The following is a 24,050-nucleotide window of genomic DNA, read 5'->3' as shown; positions in this document are numbered from 1 at the left end:
CGGAACGGCGGAGGCCGCTCGCGCGATGACCCCTCGTCATTCCGGGCTGGCCCTGCTGGTCGCCATCCTGTGGGGCATCAACTTCGTTGCCATCGACCTTGGCCTGCACCCCGGGGGCGGCGCCCAGATGCCGCCGCTCCTGTTCGTGGCCATGCGCTTCACCCTTGTGGTGTTTCCCTGTGTGTTCTTCATCCGCAAGCCGGACGTCAGCTGGAAGGCGATCATCGGCGTCGGTCTGCTGATGAGTGCGGGCCAGTTCGGGCTGCTCTATCTGGCGATGGCGCTGGGCATGCCCGCCGGCCTGGCCTCGCTCGTGCTGCAGGCGCAGGTGCTGCTGACGGTGCTGCTGGCGGCCGGAATCCTTGCCGAGCGGCCCACCCGGCGGCAGCTGGCAGGCGTCGTGCTGGGGATTGCCGGGCTCGCGGTGGTGGCGGTCGGCCGCAGCCTCGTGGCCCCCGTGCTGCCCCTGCTCATTGTGCTCGGCGCTGCGCTGTCCTGGGCCGCGGGCAACGTCGTGGCCCGCAAGGCGAAGGCGGCGTCCGGCCTGGGACTCGTGGTGTGGTCCGGCGCCGTGGTGCCGCTGCCGCTGGCCGGGCTCTCCCTGCTGGTCGACGGGCCGGCCGCGGTGTCGGGGGCGCTGATGGACCTGCAGCCGGTGACAATCGCCAGTGCGATCTACACCGCCGCCTTCGGTTCCCTCGTGGGCTACGGCATCTGGAACCGCCTGCTGGGGCTCTATCCGTCCTCCGCGGTGGTGCCCTTCACGCTGCTGGTCCCCGTGGTCGGCATGACGACGGCGTGGCTGGTCCTGGCCGAGGTGCCCTCGCCGGCCGAAGTGGCGGGCGGGCTGCTGCTCCTGGCCGGGGTGGCCGTCGCGGTGCTCCGGGCTCCGGGGCCGCGGAGGGGCGGTCAGCGCCGGGTGGAAGGCTTGGGCGCCGGTTTGGGCGGCACCTTTGCGGCCGGCTTGGCCGCCGACGACGGACGCTTGGCTGCCGGCGCGGGCGTCCGTGCAGCCGAGGAACGCGCTGCGGAAGCCCGCGGCGTGGACGCGCGCGGGGCGGCGGACCGGGGCGTGGACGTGCGCGGGGCCGCGGACTGCGGGGCGGAGGAGCGGGGTGCGGAGGCGCGCGGCGCCGACGGCCGGGGCGTGGAAGCACGCGGTCGTGCGGTGCCGGAGACCGCCGTTCGGGGCGCGGACGCGCGCGGCACGGACGGCCGGGCAGCCGGCCTGCGCGGCGCCGGACGCCGGGACGGGTAGCCGGAGCGCCGGGCCGGGCCGCGACCCGGGAGAACCGTGCCGGCAAGCAACAGCAGCAGCGTCGCCGCGCCGGCGGCCGCCGAAAGATAGAAGTACAGATCCGGGTGTTCGGCATCCACACGGGTGGACAGCGCCTCCGGGTCGGGATTGAAGGCCAGTCCCCACTGCCGCAGGAACGCGATGCCGAAGGCGATGAACAGGATGCTGCCGACGCCGCTTGCCAGCAGCGTCTTGTGCCGCCGCCGGATCACCACCTCAGCCACGCACGCCACGTAGGCCAGGGCGCAGGCGGCCAGGAACCACAGCCCCACCGTTTCGTTCAGGGTGGCGCCGGTCAGCACCAGCAGGGCCAGGGCGGCAAGGGACGCTCCGATGGCAGTCCTGCCGCTTTTACCCATGTGGCGCATGTGACCAATCATCCCTGAGCGCGGCTATTTCACGACGTAGCCACGCATGGTCGCCATGATTGCGGCGACACTTTGCGCCCGGGTGCGCTCCGGATTGTAGGTCTGGCGGTCCAGCCCCACTACAAAGCACGCCCCGAAAATCGCCGTCTCCAGGCTGCCGCGCGACACCCCGGGGTCCACCGGGTACTTCGCGGCCACAGCCTCGATGGCGTCGCCGATCACCCCGAGCAGCCGGCCGCGGAGCTCGGCGAAGGTGTCCTGCCACTCGCTGGGCGTCCGCCAGTTCTCGCTGACCCACAACCGGGCAAAGGAGGGGTATTCGGCCATGAAATCCATGGCCTGGCCGATCATCTCGTCCATTGCCGCCAGCGGGTCCACCGACTCGTCCTTGACGCTCAGCAGCCGTGCCATCAGGATGTCCACTCCGTGCCGCAGCAGTTGCGCGATCAGATCCGACTTGCTGCCGAAGTTGTAGTACACCGTGCCCTTGGAAACCCCGGCCGCCGCCGCGATCTCGTCGACCGTCACACCCGCGGCCCCGCGTTCGCCAATCAGCTCCATCGACGCGTCGAACAACTTCTGCTTGGTTGCGTTGGTGCGCCCGGGCCGGAGCTTCTTCCCGCCTTCGGCGTCCGATGCCCCGGTTGCGCTGGGAGGGCTTGTCGCGCTGGTGGTGCTCATAGGGCGATCTCCGGCTTCAGGGTCTTGAGGGTCCAGAACTTGTGCTTCCGGACGGCGACGGCGGACATCGCCAGTCCCAGCAAAGTGTAGCCAACCAGGCCCAGCATGGTGGGCAGGATGCTCGCCAGATCGGCCCCGTAGATCAGGTGCCGCATGCCGCTGACCACGTAACCCATCGGCAGGAGCTGGTGGACCACGTGCAGCGGTTCCGGCGTGGTCTGCCAGGGGAAGGTGCCGCCGGAGGAGACCAGCTGCAGGACCAGCAGGATCAGCACCACGAGCTTGCCGGGGGAGCCGAGCAGCGCCACGATGCCCTGGATGATCGCGCTGAACGCCATGGCGGCGGCCAGCATCAGGACCCACATCAGCACGGGATGGGCGGGATCCAGGCCCAGCCCCACATCCACCACGAGGGTCAGCAGGCTGGCCTGCGCTGCGGCGACGGCCAGGAACGGCAGCCAGCCGCCGACGGCGATCTTCCACGCGGGAGCGTTGGAGGCGAGGGCGCGCTGGGTGACCGGGCGCATCGCCTGGATCAGCATAAACACACCGATCCACAGCGCGAGGGTGAGAAAGAAGGGCGCCAGGCCGGCACCGTAGGATCCGGCCTTGGCCTGCGAAACGTTGCTGACGGCGACCGGATCCGCCATGACCTTGGCGAGGCTGTCTTTTTGTGCGTCGTCCGGGTTGGGGATCTTGCCGGCGCCCTTGGCGAGTTCGGCGGCGAGGGTTTTCGCGCCGTCGGCCGCCTTGGCGGAACCGCTGTCCAGTTGCGCCGCGCCGTCGTCGAGCTGCGCCGCGCCGGCGGAGAGCTTGTCTGCCCCGGCGGCCGCGTTCTGCTCCCCGCTGGCCAAGGCCGCGGAGCCGCCGGCGAGCTGGTCGGCGCCGGCGGAGGCCTTGCCGACGGCGTCGGTGAGGGCCGGCGTCGCTCCTGCCAGCCGTGAGGCGCCCGCGCTGACGGCGGCCGAGCCGTCCGCGAGCTGCTGGATCTGCCCGGCGGCCCCCTTCAGCGCAGCGGCCGCGCCCGAGGGGGCCCGGGTGTTGTGGGCATCGTAGTCGGCCATCAGTGCGTCGGCCTGGGGCTGGAGCATCAGCCCGGAGGCCACCATGCGGGCGGTCGAGTCCGCCACCTTGGCGCGCTGGGCCTGCGCGGCGGCCTGATCCGCCGCGGCCATTTGCCCGGCCAGGCCCTGGACCTTGGTGTTGAGCGCGGCGTTTCCGGCGGCCACCTGGGCGGCGCCGTCGGCCAGTTGCCGCGAATCCTGCGGCAGGGTGGCGGTCTTGTCCTTGAGCTGGCCCAGCCCGGAGGAGAGCTGCCCGGCGCCGCTGTTGAGGGCATTGGCGCCGTCGAGCAGTTTGTGCTGCCCAGCCGCCAACTCGGCGGCACCGCTCCGGAGCGAGCCCGTGCCCTCGTGTAGCGTCACCGCGCCGTCGTGGAGTGAGGACACCCCGCCGGCGAGGTTCTGGGCGCCGTCGGAGGCCTTGAGCATCTGGGTGTGGATGGTGCCGAATCCGGTCAGGAGCTGGTTGGCGGTTCCTTCGCCCACCTCTTTCGCGACGGTGGCGTGGACCGCGGTGGTGAGCTTGTCCACGATCGTGCTGAGCAGGTAGTTGTTGGCGTCGTTGGTGGTGACGTTCAGCATGGCCTGGTTGGCGGCGTCGAAGCTCCCCGGTGAGACCAGGTTGGCGGAGAAGTCACGGGGGATCTTCAGCGCGAAGGCGTATTTGCCGCTGCTCACGCCCTGGTCCGCGGCCTCCGCGCTGGAGACGGTCTGCCAGTTGAAGACATGCCCCTCCACGAGGCTGTCGGCGACCTTCCGGCCGGCCTCCAGCCGGGAGCCGTCGGAGGTACCGGCTCCGGAGTCCTCCACCACGAGGGCAGCGTCGATCTGGTTCAGCTTGCCGTAGGGATCCCAGTTCGCGTACAGGTACACCGCGCCGTAGAGCAGCGGCACCAGGGTCAGCGCCAGGATGGTCAGTTTCGGCAGCAGGCCGCCGGTCATGCGCTTGAGTTCGGAACGGGCCAGCCGCAGCACGGTCATCGGGGATCCTCGGTTTCGGAGTTAGGGGCGGCTGCGGACTCGTGGGCCGGGACGGCGTTGCCGATCTCCGCGACTGGACCGGTCCAGCCCGGCGGGACGCTGCCGACGGTGGCGACGACGGCGAGGGGCCGCCCGTCGTCGTACGCCAGGTTCTGGAGCCGCGGCAGCCAGTCGGCCGGGTCGCCGCTGTGGCGGTCGGGGGAGTCGACCACCAGCAGGTCGGTGTGCGGATTGGCCAGGGCCAGTGCCGTGAGCAGTTCCAGGCGCCGGTCCGCGGGCAGCTCCTCGGCCCAGAGACCGGCGATGTCCTCGAAGCGGTTGACCTTGAGCCAGGGCGTGCTGAGCAGCGCGCCCCGGTAGCGGCGGGGGATCAGGGCGAGGTCCTCGGTGACCAGGTCCCGGACGCTCAGGTGCGGCTCCGGTTCGTTCACGCCCGGGGCGTCCACGACGGCGCTGGCCTGCCGCAGCTGCTTGATCCCGGTCTTGGGAGCGGTGCCGCGGTCCCATTCCAGAGTGCCGGCCGCGGGCTTCATCCGGCCGCTGAGCGTCAGCGCCAGGGCGGTGCGCTGGTCCTGGCGCTTGCCGGTGACGAGCAGCAGTTCGCCCCGGTTGGCCTGCAGCGAGGTGGGCGGGAGCAGATAGTCGCGCCGGCCCTTCACATGGAGCTGTTGAACGCAGAGCAAGGGAAGCCTTTCGCAGAAATGATCTGCTCCAAGGCTAACTAAACTGACCGGTCAGTTCAAATAGATGTGAGCGAACGGACATTTGACGCCCCTCGGATGTGAGCGAGCGGACACTTGACGCCCCGGAAACGGGCTGATTCAGGGCGCCACGTGTCCGTTCGCGCTCAGAGGCCGTACTTTTCGAGCAGCCGCAGCCACACCTCGCTGATGGTGGGGTAGGCCGGGACGGCGTGCCAGAGCCGGTCCAACGGGACCTCGCCGACGACGGCGATCGTCGCCGCGTGCAGCAGCTCGGCCACGTCGGGACCGGCGAACGTCGCGCCCAGGAGCACTTGGCGGTCCTCGTCGACCACGAGCTGGGCCCAGCCCTTGTAGTGCTCGGAGTGCAGTGAGGATCCCGCCACCTGGATCGGGAGTTCCACGGACGTGGCCCGGTAGCCGTCCTTGAGGGCCTGTTCCAGGCTGCGGCCCACATTTGCCAGCTCGGGGTCGGTGAAGACGACGTTGGGCACGGCGTGTTCGTCGGCCGTGCGGGCGTAGGGGCTCCAGGGGGCGGGCTCCCCGGGGAGCGTGCCCCGGGCGCGGGCGGCAATAGCGTCGCCGGTGGCACGGGCCTCGTATTTGCCCTGATGGGTCAGCAGGACCTTGCCTGCGGCATCGCCGACGGCGTACAGCCACGGGGCGTCCTCGTTGCCGTCGGCTCCGACGACGAGTCCGCTCGCGTCGATCCGGAGCCGCGTCGGCGTCCCGTCCTTGCCGGCCAGGCCCACACTCTCGAGTCCGATACCCTCCAGCGCGGGGTGCCTGCCGGTTGCGACCAGAAGCTTGTCCACCGTGACGCGGCCGCCGCCGTCGAGCGCCAGGGTCAGGGAGCCGTCCTCGTTCTCATGGACGTTCTGGGTGCCGGTGCGGAGGTGGAGTTCGACGCCGTCGGCGCGCAGCCCGGCGTGGACCAGCTCCGCCGCAGGGGCCGGGAACGCTCCCAACAGCCCGCCCCTGGCCACCACGGTCACGGACGCCCCGAGCCGGGCGAACGCCTGGGCGAGTTCCGTGCCGGCGACGCCGCCGCCGAGCACGCCCAGCCGCGGCGGGATCTCCTGGGCGGACGTCGCCTCCCGCGTGGTCCAGAAGTCGACGTCGGCGAGGCCCTCCACGGGCGGGATGCTCGGGCGAGACCCGGTCGCTACGACGACGGCGTGGCGTGCCGTGAGCGCGTAGCTGTTGCCGTCCAGCCCGGCCACCTCCGCCCGGCGGGGGCCGGTGATCCAGCCGTGGCCGCGGATCAGCTCGATGCCGGTGTCCTCCGCCCACTTGACCTGGCTGTCGTCCTGCCAGTTGGACGTGAAGTAGTCCCGTCGCTTCAGGACGGCGGCGGCGTCGAGCACGCGGGTGACGGCCTCTTCGGCGCCGGGCACGGTCTGGGCGCCGTGCAGCGCGGCGCCGGGCCGCAGCAGGGCCTTCGATGGCATGCACGCCCAGTAGGAGCACTCGCCGCCCACCAGTTCGGCCTCGACCAGGACCGCGGTCAGGCCGCCCTTGACCACGCGCTCGGCCACGTTCTCGCCCACCGCGCCGGCCCCGATCACGATGACATCGAATTCCCGCTCAATATGTGCCGTCATGGCAACAGCCTAGCCCCGTCGGGGAGGCCGGTTCGGGACCTTTGCAGGACATGGGACGTCCGCTACGCTGAGGACCACCTTGGGGGAGGAAGTCGCCAGTGAACGCAGCAACTTTGAGCGCGGGCGGGTCCGTGCCGCCGAACCGGCTCGGCGCCCAGGCCAGGCTGCGCGCCCTGCAGGCCGAGATCATCGATCTGATCCTGGAACGGGAACTGGAGCCCGGCGAGGCCCTGCCCACCGAAACAGAGCTGGCCGCCCTGCTGGGAATCGGCCGTAATACGCTGCGGGAGGCGCTCAAGGTACTCCAGGCCCTGGGCGTGATCGAGATCCGCCACGGCTTCGGCATGTTCGTGGCCCCAGGCAGCTTCGGGGCGCTGACGGACGCACTGACCTTCCGGGCACGGTTGTCGCTGCGCCACCACGGGCAGGAGGCGCTGGAACTGATTGAGCTCCGGCGGGTGCTCGAATCCGCGCTGATCGGCGGCTCCATGGCGCTCATGACGCCCGACCGGCTCGAGGGACTCGAGGCCACCGTGCGCCGGATGGAAGTCCTGGCCGGATCCGGAGAGCACTTCGCCGAAGCCGACGCCGAATTCCACCGCCTGTTGTTCGAGCCGCTGAACAACGCGCTGCTGCGCGAGCTGCTCGGGGCGTTCCAGGCGGTCTACCGCGGAATCCAGCAGGAACTCGGAGGCGACGACGTCGATCCGGCGGCGGCGGCCGCCCTGCACCGGGGCATCTACGAGGCCGTGACGGCGGGCGATGCGGCGCTCGCGGCCGAGCGCCTGGGCCGTCACTTTGACGGACTGCGCCGCCGGATCGCGGGGGCCGCGGGGGAGTAGGGGGCCGCGGGGGCCCGCGCCGGTCTCAAAGCGCAGCACTTTTCCGGAGGCGCCTCGCACCAGGGAAAACAAAAGATCCGCACCGGCGAACCAGTGCGGATCTCTTTCTTTGTGTCGCTATTCTCTGTGCGCCCAAAGGGATTCGAACCCCTGACCTTCTGTTCCGTAGACAGACGCTCTATCCAGCTGAGCTATGGGCGCATTCTCGGCTCTTCGGGAGTTTCTCGCTCCCCCGAACCTCGAATTACTTTACGCGAGATGGGCCCAGAGTTCCAAATCGGAAACCCTGTAATCTGGCTGACTAGACCGGTCTATGTGACCTTGATCACAAAATGTCCGCCGTATGGAGTTATTAAACCTTGAATTTCCGCGGTTTTTGGATCGGGGTCCCGCCGTCAACCCGTATTTGGGCCCGAAAATGAATCCTCCGCGGCACCTAGCATTTAGGACACACCACTGAACCCGAGGAAGGGAACCGTAATGGGCGATCTGGCGCGACTGCCGCTGCTTGAGAAAGCACCCACCACTCATGCTGGACTGCTGGCATGGGTTGAAGAGGTTGCTGAACTGACCCAGCCGGACCGGATCCACTGGGTTGATGGTTCGGAAGAGGAGAACACCCGGCTCACGGACGAGCTCGTCGCCGCCGGCACCCTGACCCGGTTGAACGAGAAACTGTTCCCGAAGTCCTTCGCGGCGTTCTCGGATCCCGCCGACGTCGCCCGGGTCGAAGAGCAGACCTTCATCTGCTCCGAAAACGAACGCGATGCAGGCTTCACCAACAACTGGATGGCCCCCGCTGAGATGAAGGAGAAGCTGCGCGGCCTGTTCAGCGGCTCCATGCGCGGCCGCACGATGTACGTCATCCCGTTCGTTATGGGCCACCTCGACGCTGAGGACCCCAAGTTTGGCGTGGAGATCACGGACAGCGCCTACGTTGTTGCCTCCATGCGCATCATGGCCACGATCGGCACTGCCGTGCTGGACAAGATCACCGCCACCAACGCCTTCTTCGTCCCCGCCCTGCATTCCCTGGGAGCGCCCTTGGCCCCCGGCGAAGCCGACGTCGCGTGGCCCTGCAACCCCGAGAAGTGGATCGTGCACTTCCCGGAGGAGCGTTCCATCTGGTCATACGGGTCCGGCTACGGCGGCAACGCCCTGCTGGGCAAGAAGTGCTACGCGCTGCGCATCGCGTCCGTGATGGCCCGCGACGAGGGCTGGCTCGCCGAGCACATGCTCATCCTCAAGCTGACCTCGCCGGAGAAGAAGAACTACTACGTCTCCGCGGCGTTCCCCTCCGCGTGCGGCAAGACCAACCTCGCCCTGCTGGACCCCACGATTGACGGCTGGGAAGTCGAAACCCTCGGTGACGACATCACCTGGATGCGGATCGGCAAGGAAGGCGAACTGCGCGCCACCAACCCGGAGGCCGGCCTCTTCGGCGTCGCCCCGGGCACCGGCTGGGGCACTAACCCCAACGCCATGCGCGCCATCGCCAAGGGCCACAGCATCTTCACCAACGTCGCGCTGACCGATGACGGCGGCGTGTGGTGGGAAGGAATGACGGACGAAGTCCCGGCGCATCTGACCGACTGGCAGGGGAATGACTGGACCCCGGCGTCGGACAAGCCGGCAGCGCACCCGAACTCCCGCTTCTGCACCCCGATCTCGCAGGTCGACATGCTGGCCGAGGAGTACTACAGCCCCGAGGGCGTCGAGGTCTCCGCGATCCTCTTCGGTGGCCGGCGCAAGACCACCGTCCCCCTGGTGACCCAGGCCCGCAACTGGACCAATGGCATCTTCATGGGCTCGACCCTCTCCTCGGAGACCACGGCCGCCGCCGCCGGGCAGGTCGGCGTACTCCGCCGCGACCCGATGGCCATGCTGCCGTTCATCGGCTACGACGCCGGCGACTACCTGAAGCACTGGATCAGCGTCTCCGGCAAGGCCAACCCCGAGCGGCTGCCGCACATCTTTCTGGTGAACTGGTTCCGCCGCACGGCCGACGGCGGCTTCGCCTGGCCCGGCTTCGGCGACAACGCCCGTGTCCTCAAATGGGCCATCGAGCGCATCGAGGGCAAGGCCGACGCCGTCGAGACCCCGATCGGCTTCGTCCCGACCGGCACCGCACTGGACCTCACCGGACTGGACCTGACCCACGCCCACGTCGAGGACGCCGTCCGCGTCGACCGCGAGGAATGGGACGCCGAGCTGGCCTCCATCGAGGAGTGGTACGCCAAGTTCGGCGGCTCCCTGCCGGACGCGCTGCGCTCCGAGCTCGAGGCGCTGAAGGAACGGATGTCCGCGCACTAACCCGCGCCCTGATCAACGACGGCGGCCCCGCACCTTGGATAAGCTGCGGGGCCGCCGTCGTGGGGACTTAGTTGGCGAGCCAGATGTCCGGGCCGAAGACCTCGTAATGGATCTTGGTGGCGGGGATGCCGGCGTTGATGGCCTCGTTGCGGATGTTCTTCATGAACGGCAGCGGGCCGCAGAGGTACAGCGAGGCGTTGGCCGGCAGGTCCACGTCGCGCAGCGACATGAAGCCTTCCCTGGCACCGGCCTCTGGACGCTCGAGCCAGAGCTGCAGCTCGGCGCCCTCGAGGCGTTCGACGTCGTCCGTCATCTGGGAGCGCAGGGCCCAGCTGTCGAGGGTGCTTTCCGCGTGCAGGACCAACACCTGGCGGTCCGAGCCGGTTGCCGCGAGGGAGCGCAGGATCGAGGCCGACGGCGTGCAGCCGATGCCGGCGGAGGCCAGCACCACGGGCCCTTCGTCTTCTTTGAGTGTGATTTCGCCGTAGGGGTTGGAGATCTCAAGGACGTCGCCGACCTCGACGTTGTTGTGCAGCACGGGGGAGACCTCGCCGCCGTCGTCGAGCTTGGTGGTGAAGCTGCGGCTGGTGCCGGCGTCGCCGGAGAGTGAATACTGGCGGACCTGGCGCAGGCCCTCCGGCAGGGTGACCTTGACGCTGACGTACTGGCCGGGCAGCGCCGGGGTGATGGGGGTGTCGTCGGCCGGTTCCAGCACGAACGTCATGGAGCCGGTGCCAGCGGGCGCCTTGGCCGCGACCCGCCACGGGCTCCACATCCTGCCGTTGGCCTGGGCGGCGTAGAGGCCCTTTTCGAGCTTGATCAGCGCATCGGCCATGAGCCAGTACACCTCGGTCCATGCCTCGGCGATTTCGGGGGTGATGACCTCGGCCAGGTCCTCGGCGATGGCTGCGAAGAGGTGCTCGTAGACCACCTGGTACTGCGGTTCGGTGATGCCGAGCGAGGCGTGCCGGTGGGCGATGCGGGCCAGGACGGTCTCGGGCAGGGTTCCCGGGTGGCTCACGAGGTGGCTGGCGAAAGCGGCGATGCTTCCGGCCAGGGCCTGCTGCTGGTCGCCGGAGCGCTGGTTGGAGCGGCTGAACAGCCCGTCCAGCAGCTCGGGGTGCGCGCCGAAGAGCCGGGCGTAAAACTTGGGGGTGATTTCGCCGATCCGGGAACCGACCAGCGGCAGGGTGGCCTCGATGACGGGGAAGGACTTGTCCGAGAGCATTACTGACTCCTGAGGTAGTGGCCCGGCGTCTTCAACCGGACCGAACTGGAAATACATGCATTTGAAATACGAGTATTTATGCCTCAGTTCTACACGCCGTAGAAAACGGTTGCAAATTGAGCGGGGATTACCGAAGAGGGCCGCTGGCGGGCTAGAGGCCCGGGCGCAGGCCGATCGCCTGAAAGACGGGGTTCATCTGCCGCGTGGTGGGCAGTGATGCGACGACAATGTCGTCAAGCTCAAGGTAGAAGGCCTCCCTGGCCCGGCCGAGCGCGCCGCGGAGCCGGCACTCGGTGATCAGGGGGCAGGTGCCGGCGGCTGCGACGCAGTCGGCCGGGTCGGTCCGGGTATCCAAAGCGCGCAGCAGCTGCCCGATGGTGGCGGCGCGGCCCGCCCCGTTGAGCCGGGACCCGCCGTTGCGGCCGCGTTCGACGTCGATCAGGCCCAGTGCCCGCAGCTTCGCCATCGCCTTGCTGACGTGGTTGTAGGGCGTGCCGACGGCATCGGCGATGCTCTGGGTGGTGAGCAGCTCACCGTCGGCCGCGGCCGCGAGCACCATCATCGCGCGCAGGCTCACGTCCGCGAAGGCGTTGATCTTCATGGCAGGGCCTGGTCTAGTCCACCCAGACGGCGGGTTCGTTGGAGTCGGCGGAAAGCTCGCCAAACTCCAGCTCGTTCGTCTCCGGGTTGGCGCCGTAAGGCAGCACTGCGGCGAAGACGGAGCCGTCCTGGTGTTCGGCGGCCACGTGGATCGCGTCCGAGTCTTCTTCCAACAGGGTGATATCGCAGACGATGGCGGCGGCGCGGAACTCGTCCCGGTGCTGCCGGAGCAGTTCGGTGAGGTCGCTGATCATGCCGTCAGCGTCGAAGTCGGCGTCGCTGTCCCCGGCCGCGTCGGCCGGTGTCACGGCGACGAGGCGGACCTCGCCGTCGTTTTCCACCACCAGGGCGAACGGCAGGAAGCCGCCGTTGCGCTCCAGCTGCTCCTGGGCGGCCCCGACCCCGGTGCCCAGCAGGTTCTCCAGGTCGGTGGCGCTGGCGTCCGGCACCGAGCCGCGCCAGGAGTCCGCTGCCGGGTCCGCGGGCTGCAGGATGGTGCTCTGGGCCTCGGAGGAATCGGTCATGGCGGTCAGCCCCGGACCACGGCCAGGACCCGGTCGCGGATGCGTTCCATGGTCGCCTGGTCCGTGGCCTCGACGTTCAGGCGCAGGAAGGGCTCGGTGTTGGACGGGCGCAGGTTGAACCAGTAGCTTCCGTCCGCCGCGATGAAGGTGCTGCCGTCGAGGTAGTCCACCTCGACGTCCTCGTCGTGGAAGTCCAGGCGGACGCGCTCCACGGCGCCTGCCTTGTCCTCGATTTCCGAGTTGATTTCGCCGGAGGACCGGTAGGGCTCGTATTCGCGGCCGAGCTCCGAGAGCGGGCCGTCCTGCTCGCCGAGGGCAGCCAGGACGTGCATGGCGGCCAGCATGCCGGTGTCCGCGTTCCAGAAGTCGCGGAAGTAGAAGTGCGCGGAGTGCTCGCCGCCGAAGATCGCACCCTCCGCAGCCATCACGGCCTTGATGAAGGAGTGGCCCACCCGGGTCCGGACCGCGCGGCCGCCGTCGTTGGCCACCAGTTCGGGCACCGCCCGCGAGGTCAGCAGGTTGTGGATGATCGTGGGGTTGTCCTCGCCATTGGACTTGGCGCGGGCAATCTCGCGGCGGGCCACCATGCCGGTCACGGCCGACGGCGAGACCGGCTCGCCCTTTTCGTCGATCACGAAGCAGCGGTCGGCGTCGCCGTCGAACGCCAGCCCGATGTCCGCGCCGTGCTCGACGACGGCGGCCTGCAGGTCGCGCAGGTTTTCCGGCTCCAGCGGGTTGGCCGGGTGGTTCGGGAAGGACCCGTCGAGCTCGAAGTAGAGCGGAATGATCTCAAGCGGCAGCTTCGGCAGCAGCGTGTCCCCCAGCACCGCGGGGGTGGTCATCCCTGCCATGCCGTTGCCGGCGTCGACCACGACCTTGAGCGGACGGGACCCGCGGAGGTCAACGAGGCTGCGCAGGTATTCGGAGTAGTCCTTGAGCACGTCGCGCACGCTGATCAGGCCACGGGTGCCGTTCGCGGGGATCGCGCCGGCGTTGAGGTAGTCCTCTGCCAGAGCCTGGATTTCCTTCAAGCCGGTTTCCGAGGAGATCGGCACGGCGCCGGCCTTGGCCATCTTGATGCCGTTGTATTCGGCCGGGTTGTGGCTTGCGGTGAAGGTGGCTCCGGCGGCGTTCAGCGCGCCGCACGCGTAGTACAGCTCGTCGGTGGAGATCAGGTCCAGCAGCTGGACGTTGGCCCCGCGGGTGGCTGCGCCGTTGGCAAAGGCGCGGCTGAACTCGGGGGAGGAGGGGCGCATATCGCCGCCGACCAGCACAGTCTGTCCGGCCAGGCCCAGGACATCCACGAAGGCAGCCCCCACGGCCTCGACGATTTCGGCCGTGATGGAGTCGCCCACGATTCCGCGCACGTCGTAGGCCTTGAAGGAAGCCGAGAGGTCAAAAGTCTTCGTCTGGTCGCTAGTCACGGCTCCATCTTACGTGCAAGCCGCTGCGGGCCGCCGGGAGCATGCCGCGTGTGTGGACAACGCCTGTCCACATACGCGGCCGCCCGCTTCGTGGCTGTCGGAGGAGGCTGGGATACTGAAGCAATGGCCAATAACCAGAACGCTGCAATCCTGACCGTTCCCGAATCCGCCGCCGCTTCCGCCGCTGCGGGGTCCGGAACGCGTGAGCAGGCCCAGGCGGTGCTGCGCGAGCTTGTGGGGCACGCCGGCGCAGAGTTCCATGACGGCCAGTTCGAGGCGATCGAGGCCCTCGTCGACGGCGGCCGGCGTGCCCTCGTCGTGCAGCGCACCGGCTGGGGGAAGTCGGCCGTGTACTTCGTCGCGTCCCTGCTGCTGCGCCGCCGCGGCGCCGGCCCCACCCTGATCGTGTCCCCGCTGCTGGCCCTGATGCGCGATCAGGTGGCCGCCGCGGCGCGGGCAGGAGTCCGTGCGGTGGCCATCAATTCGGCCAACCAGCTCGAGTGGGACACCGTCCGTGAACAGCTCGCGGCGGACGAGGTGGACGTGCTCCTGGTGTCTCCGGAGCGGCTCACCAACCCGTCGTTCCGCGAAAACCAGCTCCCCGAACTGGTCCGCCGGACCGGGCTGCTGGTGATCGATGAAGCGCATTGCATCTCCGACTGGGGCCACGACTTCCGCCCCGACTACCGGCGGATCGCGGACCTGATCACCCAGCTGCCGGACAGCGTGCCGGTCCTGGCCACCACAGCCACCGCCAACTCCCGGGTGGTGCACGACATCGAGGAACAGCTCGGCGAGGGCGTGCTGACCATCCGCGGCGCCCTGGGCCGGGAGTCCCTGCGCCTGGGCGTGCTGCGGCTGCCGGACTCGCGGGAACGGCTGGGCTGGCTGCTCACCCACCTGTCCGACCTGCCCGGCAGCGGCATCATTTATACCCTTACCGTCTCCGCCGCCGAGGACACCGCCCGCCTGCTGGCCGAAGCCGGCCACGAGGTACTTGCCTACACCGGCCGGACCGACCCCGCGGACCGCGAACGCGCCGAACAGCTGCTCAAGGACAACCAGGTCAAGGCGCTCGTGGCCACCTCGGCGCTTGGCATGGGCTTCGACAAACCGGACCTTGGTTTTGTGGTGCACCTGGGCGCGCCGTCCTCCCCGGTGGCGTACTACCAGCAGGTCGGCCGTGCCGGCCGCGGCGCCGCCAACGCCGACGTGCTGCTCCTGCCCGGTTCCGAGGACCGGGATATCTGGCAGTACTTCGCCACCGCGTCCATGCCCTCGGAAGAAAAGGCCGCCGCTGTGCTGACCGCCCTCGCCGAGGCGGGGACGGCCGTGTCCACCGTGGCGCTGGAGGCTCGGGTGGACCTGCGTCGGACTCCGCTGGAACTCCTGCTCAAAGTGCTGGCCGTCGACGGCGCCGTCGAACGCGTGGGCGGCGGGTGGCGCTCCACCGGGCGGCCTTGGACCTACGACGCCGAACGGTACAGCCGGATCGCCGAGGCCCGGGTTGACGAGCAGGATTCCATGGTGATCTACCAGGACACTGCGGGCTGCCGGATGGAGTACATCACCTCGGTCCTCGACGACGAGACGGCCCGGGCCTGCGGCCGCTGCGACAACTGCGCCGGCCGGTGGTTCCCGGCCGACATCGCCGCGGACGCCACGGAGGCGGCGGGCGCGACCCTCAGCCGTGCCGGAATGGTGCTGGAACCGCGGCTGCAGTGGCCCAGCGGCATGGACCGCCTGGGCGTGAACGTGAAGGGCAAGATCAAGCCGGAGGAGGCCCTGGCCAACGGCCGGGTGCTGGCGCGGCTGACGGACCTGGGCTGGGGCGGGGCGCTGCGCGAAACTTTCGCCGCCGGCGCCCCCGACCGGGCCGTCGACCCGGGAATGCTGCGTGCCTGTGTTCAGGTCCTGCGCGAATGGGGCAGCGGAGACGCGCGCACGCCCGGCTGGAGCGGCGCGGGTCGCCCGGCGGCGATCGTCAGCGTTCCGTCCCGTGGCAAGCCGGAACTGGTGGAGTCGCTGGCGCGCGGCATCTCCGAGATCGGTCGCATCCCCTACTTGGGCCAGCTGCAGCTCGCCCACGGCGGTCCGACGGGTGGCCGCGGCGGAAACAGCGCCTACCGGCTTGCGGGCGTCTGGGACCGGCTCGTCGTGGGACCCGAGCTGGCCGCCGCGCTGGAGGGCATCCGGGGCCAGAGTGTCATGCTCGTGGACGATCTCGTGGACAGCCGCTGGACCGTGACCGTGGCCGGGCGGGCCCTCCGGCTCGCCGGCGCCGGCGCCGTGCTGCCGCTCGTGCTCGGCCAGGCCGGCTAGGCCGGCACGCGCAGCGGGCGGGCCCACCGCCTCACTCCCCGGGCGGCTGTTCCGATTCCAGCACGGCCATGGCCGCGTTGTGGCCGCCGATCGCGCTGACGGCGCCGCCGCGGCGTGCACCGGAGCCGCACAACAGGAGCTGCGGATCGTCGGAGGCGACACCCCAGCGCTGCGCCGGGGTGTCCAGGGGCGCGCCGTCCTCCACAAAGGGCCAATCGAGGCCGCCATGGAAAATATTTCCCCGCGGCATCCCGACGGCGCGTTCGATGTCCAGCGTGGTCTTGGTCTCGATGCATGGCCGGCCGTTCGAATCCGTTAGCAGCAGATCCTCGACCGGCTCGGCGAGCACACTGTTCAGGGACCGCAGCACGGCCGCCTGCAGTTCGGCGCGCCGGTCCTCATTGTTCTGGGCGGTGATCAGCCGGTCCGGGACATGCAGGCCGAACACCGTGAGGGTCTGCGCGCCGGCGGCCTGCAGCTCAGGTGACAGGATGCTGGGGTCCGTCAGCGAGTGGCAGTAGATTTCGCATGGCAGGGGTTCCGGGACGTTCCCGGCCGCGGCGCGAAGGTACGCGCCATCCAGCTGGGACCACGTCTCATTGATGTGGAAGGTGCCGCCGAAGGCAGCTTCCGGGCTCACGGACCCGTCCAGCAACCGGGGCAGCCGTTTGAGCAGCAGGTTCACCTTGACCTGGGCGCCCTCGCGGAGGTGGTTCGGGTTCAGTGTGGCGCGCGGGGTCACGGCGGGTGCCGGCGCGGAACCCGCACCCGACCCGGCCGCACCCGACCCGGCCGCACCCGACCCTGCCGCCCCCGACCCGGCGGTCGCGGCGTTGCGCAGTCGGTCCAGCACCACCGGTGCCACGTTGGACAGAACCCACGGGGCGGTAACGGTGTGGTCTGCGCCGTCGTGCCGGTAACCCACGACGCCGCCCGGCTGCACCGAGGCGACCTCGGCGGACACCAGGATGGTCGCCCCGGCTTGGCGGGCGGACCGTTCCAGCTCCCCGGACACCGCGCCCATGCCGCCCACGGGTAAGTCCCAGTCGCCCGTGCCGCCGCCGATCAGGTGGTACAGGAAGCAGATGTTTTGCTGGAGGTCGGCGTCGTCGGCGCGGGCGAAGGTGCCGATCAGTGCGTCTGTCAGCACGACGCCGCGGACCAGGTCGTGCCGCAGCGCCCGCGTGATGGCGTGCCCGATCGGCTGCTCAATCATGGCTTCCCACGCTTCTGCGGCGCCGGCCGCCCGGCCCAGCTGCCTCGCCGCTGACCGGGTGGGCAGCGGCGAGGTCATTGTGGGCCAGAGGGCCTGGGTGAGCTTTCCGCAGCCGGCGTAGAAGTCGTTGAAGGCGCGGAACTCGTCCTCGGAGGCTCCGATAGCGGCGAAGGAGGCCGCTGTTGCCGCGGCGTCCTCGTTGTCGACCAGCAGTGCCCGGCCGGGGTCGGCAGGGTCCGGGGTGTACGAGGAGTACCGCCGCCGCGCCAGGGTGATGCGCAAGCCGAGGTCGTCGATGATCTGCTGGGGCAGCAGGCTCACGAGGTAGGAATAGCGCGAGAGCCGGGCCCCGACGCCGTCGAACGCCTGCGCGGACACCGCCGCGCCTCCGGAGTGGCCGAGCTTTTCCAACAGCAGGACCTTCCGGCCCGCCCTGGACAGGTACGCTGCCGCGGCCACGCCGTTGTGGCCGCCCCCGACAATGATCGCGTCATACGTGTGGTTGGTCGACATGCGCCTATCCTGCCATCCGAACGCCCCGGACCGGCCGGAGGTGAGGGCGCGTTAGGGCGGGAACGCAAAAGGCCCCGGTCCAGGACCGGGGCCAAACGCGGAGACGGGGGGATTTGAACCCCCGGTGGAGTTGTGCCCCACACTTCATTAGCAGTGAAGCCCATTCGGCCGCTCTGGCACGTCTCCAATTGCTATTACTAGCCAACCAAGGATACGCAGAAGGGGCCATGCAGTGCAAAACGGTCAACGCGGGGTCACTTCCGGCCGCTCCCGGCGCAGGGAATGGGCCGGAACCGACCCCGCGTTGCGCTGCGGCAAGGCCGGTCTCAGTCCGCCCGGCCCGCCAACGCGCGCCAGAGGAAGTGCTGACTGCGGCTCTGCAGCGCCGCGGCCTGCCGGTTGTCCGAAGGCCCCGCGTGGCCGCCCTCAAGCGCTTCGTGGAACCAGACGTTGGGGATGCCCATGGCCTGCATCCGGGCTGCCATCTTGCGGGCCTGCACCGGACCCACCCGGTCATCGGAGGTTGCGGTCCAGATGAAGGTTTCCGGGTACTCCACCCCGTCGCGGAGCAGGTGGTAGGGCGAGAAGGTCCGGATGAACTCCCACTGCCCGGGCACGTCGGGGTCGCCGTATTCGGCAATCCAGGAATACCCTGCGGAGAGCTTGGTGTACCGGCGCATGTCCAGCAGCGGGACCCCGCAGGAGACGGCCCCGAACAGGTCCGGGTACTGGGTGAGCATGTTCCCCACCAGCAGGCCGCCGTTCGAGCCGCCCACGCACCCCAGCCGCTGGCGGGATGTCACGCCGCGCGAGATGAGGTCCTGCGCGACGGCGGCGAAGTCCTCGTAGGCCCGGTGGCGCTTGTCCTGCAGCGCGGCGCGGTGCCATGCCGGACCATACTCGCCGCCACCGCGGATGTTCGCCACCACATAGACCCCGCCACGGCTGTGCGGAGCCTCGCCGTCCGCGCCAGCGGATTCGTCCGTGCGCCGTTCCAGCCAGACCCGGCCGACGGCGCCGCTGTAGGCCGGGGTGCGGGAAATCTCGAATCCGCCATAGCCGGAGAGCTGGGTGGGGTTCTGCCCGTCCAGCACCAGGTCCCGCGAGGCGACCTGGAAGTAGGGCACCCGGGTGCCGTCCTTGGACACCGCAAAGTGCTGCTGGACCTCATAGGCGCCCTCGTCGAAGAACGACGGCGCGGTCCGGACCACCTCGTGCGTGCTGACGACGCCGTCCGCGCCGGCGCGCGTCAAGGTGCCGCGGGTCAGGGTGCTCGGCGTCGCAAACCCGGTGGCGACCAGCCAGAAGTCATTCCCGGCAGCGTTGTCGTCGCCGCCGCCCTCGGCACCGGCCCCGTCCTCGGCCCCGTCTTCGTCGCTGACGCTGTACGCGTTGACGTCGTGCAGCGGCGGGCAGGCGTCCAGCACGCTGGCGGCCCACGCGACATCGGTGCCGGGCCGCGCCGGGTCCAGTACCCGGATTTCGGAGGACACGTCCCGGAGCAGGTTCAGCAGCAGGAAGTCCCGGGTCCAGCTCCAGGACTGCAGGGAGGTGTGCTCATCCGGGGTGAACAGCACGGACAGTTCCCGGCTGCCGGCCAGGAAGTCCTCAAATCCCGCCGCCAGCAGGGATCCAGCCGGGTAGCTCGTGCCGTTGACCGTCCAGTCGCCCTGCGGCCGGAAGAGCAGCCACTCCCGATGCGAGCTCAGGTTCACGTCCTCCGGCACGTCGATCTCCACCCACACGCCGTCGCGCAGGACCGAGGTACGCCTTTCGAAGAAGCTGATCCAGTCCACGGCGAACGTCCGCTCGAAGCCGGGGGTGGAATCGTGCGCCAGGATCGCCATCATGTGGTCTTCGGGGATTTCGAAGATCCGCTCGGCGGCGGCGAGGGATTCGCCCCGGCCCAGCACCACGCCGGTCCGGGCGTACGAGGAACTGGTCCGGGGCAGGCCGGCGGCCGTGCTCGTGACCAGCAGCGTGTCCGCGTCCAGCCAGGACACGTTGCCCTTCGCCGTCGGCAGGTCAAAGCCGCCGTCCGCCGGGTCTACAAAACTGCGGGTCTCGACGTCGAACTCCCGGTAGCGGTTAGCGTCGCCGCCGTCGGGGGAGAGCGCCAGCAGGGCCAGCCGGTGCGGCTGCCCGGCGGCGGGGCGCAGGAAGTTGGCGCCGTGGAAGACCCATTCCTCGCCTTCGGCGGCGGCGAGGGCGTCAATGTCGAGCAGGATTTCCCACTCGGGTGAACCCGCCCGGTAGCTCTCCCAGGTGGTGCGCCGCCACAGGCCCTTGGGGTTGTCGCGGTCCTTCCAAAAGTTGTAATACCAGCCGCCGTGCTTGCCCACCATGGCGATCCGGTCGGTGGAGTCCAGGACCTCCAGGATCCGTGTCTCGAGCTCGGCGTATTCGGCGTCCTGGAGCAGTTCCTCGGTGCGGGCATTCTGCTCCCGGACCCAGGCCAGCGGGGCCTCGCCGTAGATGTCCTCCAGCCAGATATTCTCGTCGACGGGCTCGGGGGCGGTGCCGGAAGTCTCCCCGGTGGGCCCGCCGGGCGCGGTGGGTTGCTCAGCTGCAGTGGTGGTCATGGCCCCATCCAAGCAACTGCGACGCCGGGCAGGCAAGTCAAGCCGCCGGCCCGCATACGGATACGCTGGATGCCGTGGTCATATCGCAGAGCATCCGGACAGCCCTGGTGGGGGCCGGGCCCAGGGGCACCAGTGTGCTGGAGCGGCTGCTCGCCAACTGGACCCCCGCCGCGCCCGGGGCCACCCTGCACATCCACGTCATCGACCCTTATCCCGCGGGCCCCGGCCATGTCTGGCAGCCCGGCCAGTCGCGGCTCTACCTGATGAACACGCAGTCCTTCTATCCCACGGTGATCCCGGAGGATCCGGAGCTGGCGCTGCCGCTGGCCGGGTGCACCTTCGACCAGTGGCGCGAGGCGCAACGGCGGGATCCGCACCCGGCGCTTTCCGCCGAGGAGCGCGCCGAGCTGGCCGGCCTGGAATCGGCCGACTTCCCGAGCCGTGCGCTCTATGGCCGCTACCTGCGGTGCACGCTGGAGGACCTCCTGGACCGGCTGCCCGACGGCGTCACGGTGGGATTCCACCAGAGTACCGCGACGGCGGTCCGCCCGGCCGGCGGGAGAATGGCCGGCGGGGCAACGGCCGCCGGAGAGCCCGCCGGAGAGGGGAACGCCGGGTTCGACGTCGAGCTCGCCGACGGTTCCGTGCTTGCCGTCGGATCGGTGGTGCTGGCGCTTGGCCATCTGGAGTCCAGGCTCAACCCCGAACAGCGTGAACTGCAGGCCGCGGCCGACGAGCTGGGCCTGAAGTACCTGCCGCCGGCCGCCCCGGCCGACGTCGACTGGTCCGGGATCCCCGCGGTCCAGCCGGTGCTGGTGCGCGGCATGGGCCTGAACTTCTTCGACGTGATGGGCCAGCTGACCGAGGGCCGCGGCGGCAAATTCCTGCCCGCGCCGGACGGGACCGGGCTCACGTACCTGCCGTCCGGGCGGGAACCGCACATCATCGCCGCCTCCCGGCGCGGCACCCCGTACCGGGCCAAGGCGACGCTGGCCGGCTACTACCCCGCAGCGGTGCAGCTGAAGTACTGCACCGAGGAAGCGGTCGCCAGGTTCGCGGCCGCAGGCATTGTGCCCGCCTTCGACCACGACCTGTGGCCGCTGCTGCACCGGGATGCCGTGTGGGCCTACTACTCGACCCTGGCGCGCTCGCAGCCCGACGCCGTCGGCCCGGATCCGGCCGGCTTCCTCGGCGCGCTGGAGGAGGCCCTGCGGCCGCATGCCCACTCCACCGCGAACTGGGAAGATGCCGCCCGGTCGGTGATCGACGCGTCGGTCCGGCCGCACCACCGCCTGGACCTGCTGGGCCTCGCCGCACCCCTGGCCGGCCGCAGCTTCGCCTCCCGCGCGGATCTGGACGCCGCCGTCGTCGATTACTTGCTCGACGACGCGCGGCGCTCCGCCCTCGGCGAGGACGATCCGGTGAAGATGGCGATCGGCGCCCTGCACCACGGACGCGCGGTGCTGAAGACCGTGGTGGCCGACGGCGGCATCACCGACGAATCGTGGGTGGCAGGCCTGCGCGGCTGGTTCGAATCATTTGTGGAGGGGATCGCGAGCGGTCCGCCCGCCCTTCGCGCCGAGCAGCTCGCGGCCCTCGCGCGGGCCGGGGTGGTCAGTTTCGTGGGCCCGGACCCGAAGTTCGGTGTGGACCGGAAGGCCCGGATGTTCACGGCCGCCTCTCCGTGGGTGGCCGGCCGCGGCCGCGGCCGCGACGGCGGGGACCGCGTCGAGGCACCCGTGCTGATCGAAGCGCTGGCACCGGCCAACCGGGTGGCGATCAATGCCTCCCCGCTGCTCGAGCAGCTGCTCGCGGACGGCCTGGTGCGTCCGCGCCTGATGATGAGCGTGGAAGGAACTCCGGTGCAGAGTTCCGGCCTGGACGTGGTCCCGCATCCCTACCGTCCCGTGGCGGCGAACGGGACGGTCACCGACGGTGTGTACGTGCTGGGCCTCCAGCTCTCCGCAGCGCAATGGGGCACCGCAATCGCGGCCGAGGCCCGGCAGCAGCGGGGCCCGGTCTACCGCAGCGGCCAGCGCACCCTGCGCGACGCCGACGAAATCGCCCGGGACATCCTCGGCCGGTAGCGCCTTAGTTGTTGGCGTCGGGGTGGATGCTGCGGGTTTCCGAGCGCTCATTCCGGGTCCGGATCCAGTCCGAGGGATGCAGTTTGGGCAGAATCTTCGCCAGCGCGAGGGTAGCGTACATCACGGTATTGATCGCCACGAAGGTGGCGAGGATGGCGAACCATTCTGAATGCAGGAGCGTCTCCGGGAACACGATGCCCCGTGGGGCAACGACGGCGGCTGTGATGGTCATGAGCGCTCGGCCCCCGTGGGTTCGCGTGGTCTGACGTGCTCAACGTGCTTCCAGCTGGCCGTCCGGCCGAGCGAGATGTCGGCGACGCCCTTGAGGTAGACGACGTTGAGAAACATATCGAAGAACAACTCCGGGAACAGCGTCAGGGCCAAGAGCCGTGCCCGCCAGCCGCCCTTCCAGACGGTGGCGACGCGTTCGACCATGAACAGGCCGCCCACCCCCAGCCAGAATGGGAACCAGATCCAGGTGTCAAGTGAGAACACCATAAGGAAAATCAGCAGCAGGTAGGAGCCCAGTGCGATCACGCCGTAGCCGATCCCGAGCTGCTGGGCCCAGTACCGCAGGGTTGGCGGCGTGATGCCGTAGGCGCCGATGTTTTCCAGCGCGCCGCGCTGCCAGCGCAGCCGCTGAGCCCAGAGGGTGCGCCAGCTGGGCATCAACTCGGTCACCACGGTGCACTGCAGGGGCGAGATCATGAGCCCACCCAGGGATTTCAACGCAATGGTGAGCTCGTTGTCCTCGGTGAGGGCGGCGGTGTCATAGACGTAGCCGGGCGTGCCCGGGATCGAGGACCCGCGGCTGGCGGCCACGGTACGCAGTGCCCGTGCCCGGAAGATCGATGCTGTCCCGGTCAGCACGAAGACGCGGCCGCGGCGCCGTCCTATTTCCCGGCTGTAGCGCAGGTATTCATTTCGCTGGAACTGGCCGATCAGGCCGTGCCCCTCCTCGCCGTAGAACAGGCCGCCGACGGCCATCAGCGCCCGGTCGGAGGCGAAGCGGTCTACCGCCGCGGCGAGGAAGCCGTCGTCGAGGCTGGTGTCCGCGTCCATGACCATTACGACGTCGTTGTCGCCGAGCTCGGGGAGAAGCCGCCTAAGTACCTGGTTCAGCGCGCCGGCCTTCTTTTTGGTGTTGCTGACTGATTCGAATACCCCGACCCCGGCCTCCCGCGCAAGAGAGACCGTGGCGTCGCTGCAGTTGTCCGCCACCACAATGACGCGGTCCGGCCGGCGCGACTGGTCCAGCAGGGAGGCGATAGTCTGCGGCAACGAGGCTTCCTCATTGTGGGCCGGGATGAGCACGGTGACCTTGATGGGGCCGGCGTCCTCGCCGCGCGTCGCCGACATCACCACGCGGGGCGCGAGCGGGCCGGTGAGCGGGTCCGCGGAGCGGCGGGACCTGTTCGCGATCCGCCGGTCCACCACGGCGACGCCGGCGGCCAGGAGGAGTGCCAGCGCGCCGGCGGCCAGCAGAACACGCGGCGCCGGTGCGTCCGTGTTGTAGAGGATGCTCCAGAAACCGAAGAAAATGCCGTGGGCGGGGGACTCACTTAGCGCCGGGCCACCGGCCGCTACGGCGTACCACAGGAGCGCGGCTGCGCCGCCGGCCGTCAGTGCGATGAAGATGCCGACGGCCCGATGAAGTTTCCCTCCAGGCATGCGCGACATGCTACCACCGCAACATGTGCCCCAAT

17 protein-coding genes, 2 tRNA genes and 1 pseudogene are annotated in these 24,050 nt (G+C 69.7%); 6 read left to right on the top strand and 14 right to left on the bottom strand.

Annotated features, from left to right (window positions below):
- Positions 1-25: 25 nt before the first annotated feature.
- Positions 26-997: pseudogene (locus ACZ5Z0_RS06795) on the top strand (EamA family transporter); the annotation flags it as partial.
- Between the two features lie 365 nt (positions 998-1,362).
- On the top strand, positions 1,363-1,683 hold the full coding sequence (locus ACZ5Z0_RS06790; protein ID WP_464110435.1) for a hypothetical protein: 321 nt from the start codon (positions 1,363-1,365) through the stop codon (positions 1,681-1,683).
- Between the two features lie 6 nt (positions 1,684-1,689).
- Here the strand turns inward: ACZ5Z0_RS06790 and ACZ5Z0_RS06785 are convergent, their stop codons facing one another.
- From ACZ5Z0_RS06785 to ACZ5Z0_RS06770, 4 genes are all read right to left on the bottom strand, one after another.
- Positions 1,690-2,346, bottom strand: a complete 657-nt coding sequence (locus ACZ5Z0_RS06785; RefSeq protein WP_464110434.1) for a TetR/AcrR family transcriptional regulator — start codon at positions 2,344-2,346, stop codon at positions 1,690-1,692.
- Complete coding sequence (locus ACZ5Z0_RS06780; RefSeq protein ID WP_464110433.1) at positions 2,343-4,388, bottom strand: YhgE/Pip family protein; 2,046 nt, start codon at positions 4,386-4,388, stop codon at positions 2,343-2,345. Before ACZ5Z0_RS06780 ends, ACZ5Z0_RS06785 begins: the two co-directional genes overlap by 4 nt.
- Positions 4,385-5,071, bottom strand: a complete 687-nt coding sequence (locus tag ACZ5Z0_RS06775) for an ABC transporter ATP-binding protein (RefSeq protein WP_464110432.1) — start codon at positions 5,069-5,071, stop codon at positions 4,385-4,387. Before ACZ5Z0_RS06775 ends, ACZ5Z0_RS06780 begins: the two co-directional genes overlap by 4 nt.
- Positions 5,072-5,235: 164 nt before the next feature.
- Positions 5,236-6,693: a dihydrolipoyl dehydrogenase family protein gene (locus ACZ5Z0_RS06770; RefSeq protein WP_464110431.1), complete on the bottom strand. Its 1,458-nt coding sequence runs from the start codon at positions 6,691-6,693 to the stop codon at positions 5,236-5,238.
- A 98-nt stretch (positions 6,694-6,791) separates the two neighbouring features.
- Between ACZ5Z0_RS06770 and ACZ5Z0_RS06765 the strand changes: the two genes are divergently transcribed.
- Positions 6,792-7,535, top strand: coding sequence for a FadR/GntR family transcriptional regulator (locus tag ACZ5Z0_RS06765; protein ID WP_464110430.1), 744 nt, complete (start codon positions 6,792-6,794; stop codon positions 7,533-7,535).
- Positions 7,536-7,662: 127 nt separating this feature from the next.
- Here the strand turns inward: ACZ5Z0_RS06765 and ACZ5Z0_RS06760 are convergent.
- Positions 7,663-7,736 (bottom strand) — tRNA-Arg (locus tag ACZ5Z0_RS06760).
- A 279-nt stretch (positions 7,737-8,015) separates the two neighbouring features.
- On the opposite strand from ACZ5Z0_RS06760, the gene ACZ5Z0_RS06755 reads away from it, so the two are divergent.
- A complete protein-coding gene (locus ACZ5Z0_RS06755; protein ID WP_464110429.1) occupies positions 8,016-9,848 on the top strand; it encodes a phosphoenolpyruvate carboxykinase (GTP) in 1,833 nt (610 codons plus the stop codon).
- A 67-nt stretch (positions 9,849-9,915) separates the two neighbouring features.
- Here the strand turns inward: ACZ5Z0_RS06755 and ACZ5Z0_RS06750 are convergent, their stop codons facing one another.
- The 4 genes from ACZ5Z0_RS06750 to ACZ5Z0_RS06735 form a co-directional block, all read right to left on the bottom strand.
- Complete coding sequence (locus ACZ5Z0_RS06750; RefSeq protein ID WP_464110428.1) at positions 9,916-11,076, bottom strand: globin domain-containing protein; 1,161 nt, start codon at positions 11,074-11,076, stop codon at positions 9,916-9,918.
- 151 nt (positions 11,077-11,227) lie between these two features.
- A complete protein-coding gene (locus ACZ5Z0_RS06745) occupies positions 11,228-11,677 on the bottom strand; it encodes an RrF2 family transcriptional regulator (protein WP_464110427.1) in 450 nt (149 codons plus the stop codon).
- Positions 11,678-11,690: 13 nt separating this feature from the next.
- Positions 11,691-12,200: a hypothetical protein gene (locus ACZ5Z0_RS06740; protein ID WP_464110426.1), complete on the bottom strand. Its 510-nt coding sequence runs from the start codon at positions 12,198-12,200 to the stop codon at positions 11,691-11,693.
- Positions 12,201-12,205: 5 nt separating this feature from the next.
- Positions 12,206-13,624, bottom strand: coding sequence for a phosphomannomutase/phosphoglucomutase (locus ACZ5Z0_RS06735; protein WP_138767450.1), 1,419 nt, complete (start codon positions 13,622-13,624; stop codon positions 12,206-12,208).
- Between the two features lie 123 nt (positions 13,625-13,747).
- Here ACZ5Z0_RS06735 and ACZ5Z0_RS06730 point away from each other — a divergent pair, with 123 nt between their 5' ends.
- A complete protein-coding gene (locus ACZ5Z0_RS06730) occupies positions 13,748-15,946 on the top strand; it encodes a RecQ family ATP-dependent DNA helicase (protein WP_464110425.1) in 2,199 nt (732 codons plus the stop codon).
- 31 nt (positions 15,947-15,977) lie between these two features.
- On the opposite strand, the gene ACZ5Z0_RS06725 is transcribed toward ACZ5Z0_RS06730, so the two are convergent.
- The 3 genes from ACZ5Z0_RS06725 to ACZ5Z0_RS06715 form a co-directional block, all read right to left on the bottom strand.
- Positions 15,978-17,675 carry a phytoene desaturase family protein gene (locus ACZ5Z0_RS06725; protein WP_464110424.1) on the bottom strand — a complete coding sequence of 566 codons (1,698 nt, stop codon included), beginning with the start codon at positions 17,673-17,675 and terminating at the stop codon, positions 15,978-15,980.
- Between the two features lie 98 nt (positions 17,676-17,773).
- Positions 17,774-17,861, bottom strand: a tRNA-Ser gene (locus tag ACZ5Z0_RS06720).
- A 140-nt stretch (positions 17,862-18,001) separates the two neighbouring features.
- Positions 18,002-20,257: a prolyl oligopeptidase family serine peptidase gene (locus ACZ5Z0_RS06715; RefSeq protein WP_464110423.1), complete on the bottom strand. Its 2,256-nt coding sequence runs from the start codon at positions 20,255-20,257 to the stop codon at positions 18,002-18,004.
- A 74-nt stretch (positions 20,258-20,331) separates the two neighbouring features.
- Between ACZ5Z0_RS06715 and ACZ5Z0_RS06710 the strand changes: the two genes are divergently transcribed.
- Positions 20,332-22,344, top strand: a complete 2,013-nt coding sequence (locus tag ACZ5Z0_RS06710) for an FAD/NAD(P)-binding protein (protein ID WP_464110422.1) — start codon at positions 20,332-20,334, stop codon at positions 22,342-22,344.
- Positions 22,345-22,348: 4 nt separating this feature from the next.
- On the opposite strand, the gene ACZ5Z0_RS06705 is transcribed toward ACZ5Z0_RS06710, so the two are convergent.
- Entirely contained in the window at positions 22,349-22,576 is a 228-nt protein-coding gene (locus ACZ5Z0_RS06705; protein ID WP_464110421.1) for a hypothetical protein, read from the bottom strand.
- Positions 22,573-24,015: a glycosyltransferase family 2 protein gene (locus ACZ5Z0_RS06700; protein ID WP_464110420.1), complete on the bottom strand. Its 1,443-nt coding sequence runs from the start codon at positions 24,013-24,015 to the stop codon at positions 22,573-22,575. The genes ACZ5Z0_RS06705 and ACZ5Z0_RS06700 overlap by 4 nt, the downstream gene beginning before the upstream one ends.
- Positions 24,016-24,050 lie beyond the last annotated feature (35 nt).

The organism is Arthrobacter sp. T2-23 (assembly GCF_055398325.1).
Note: the sequence above shows the minus strand (reverse complement) of the source record. Positions and strands in the feature narration are given on the sequence as shown.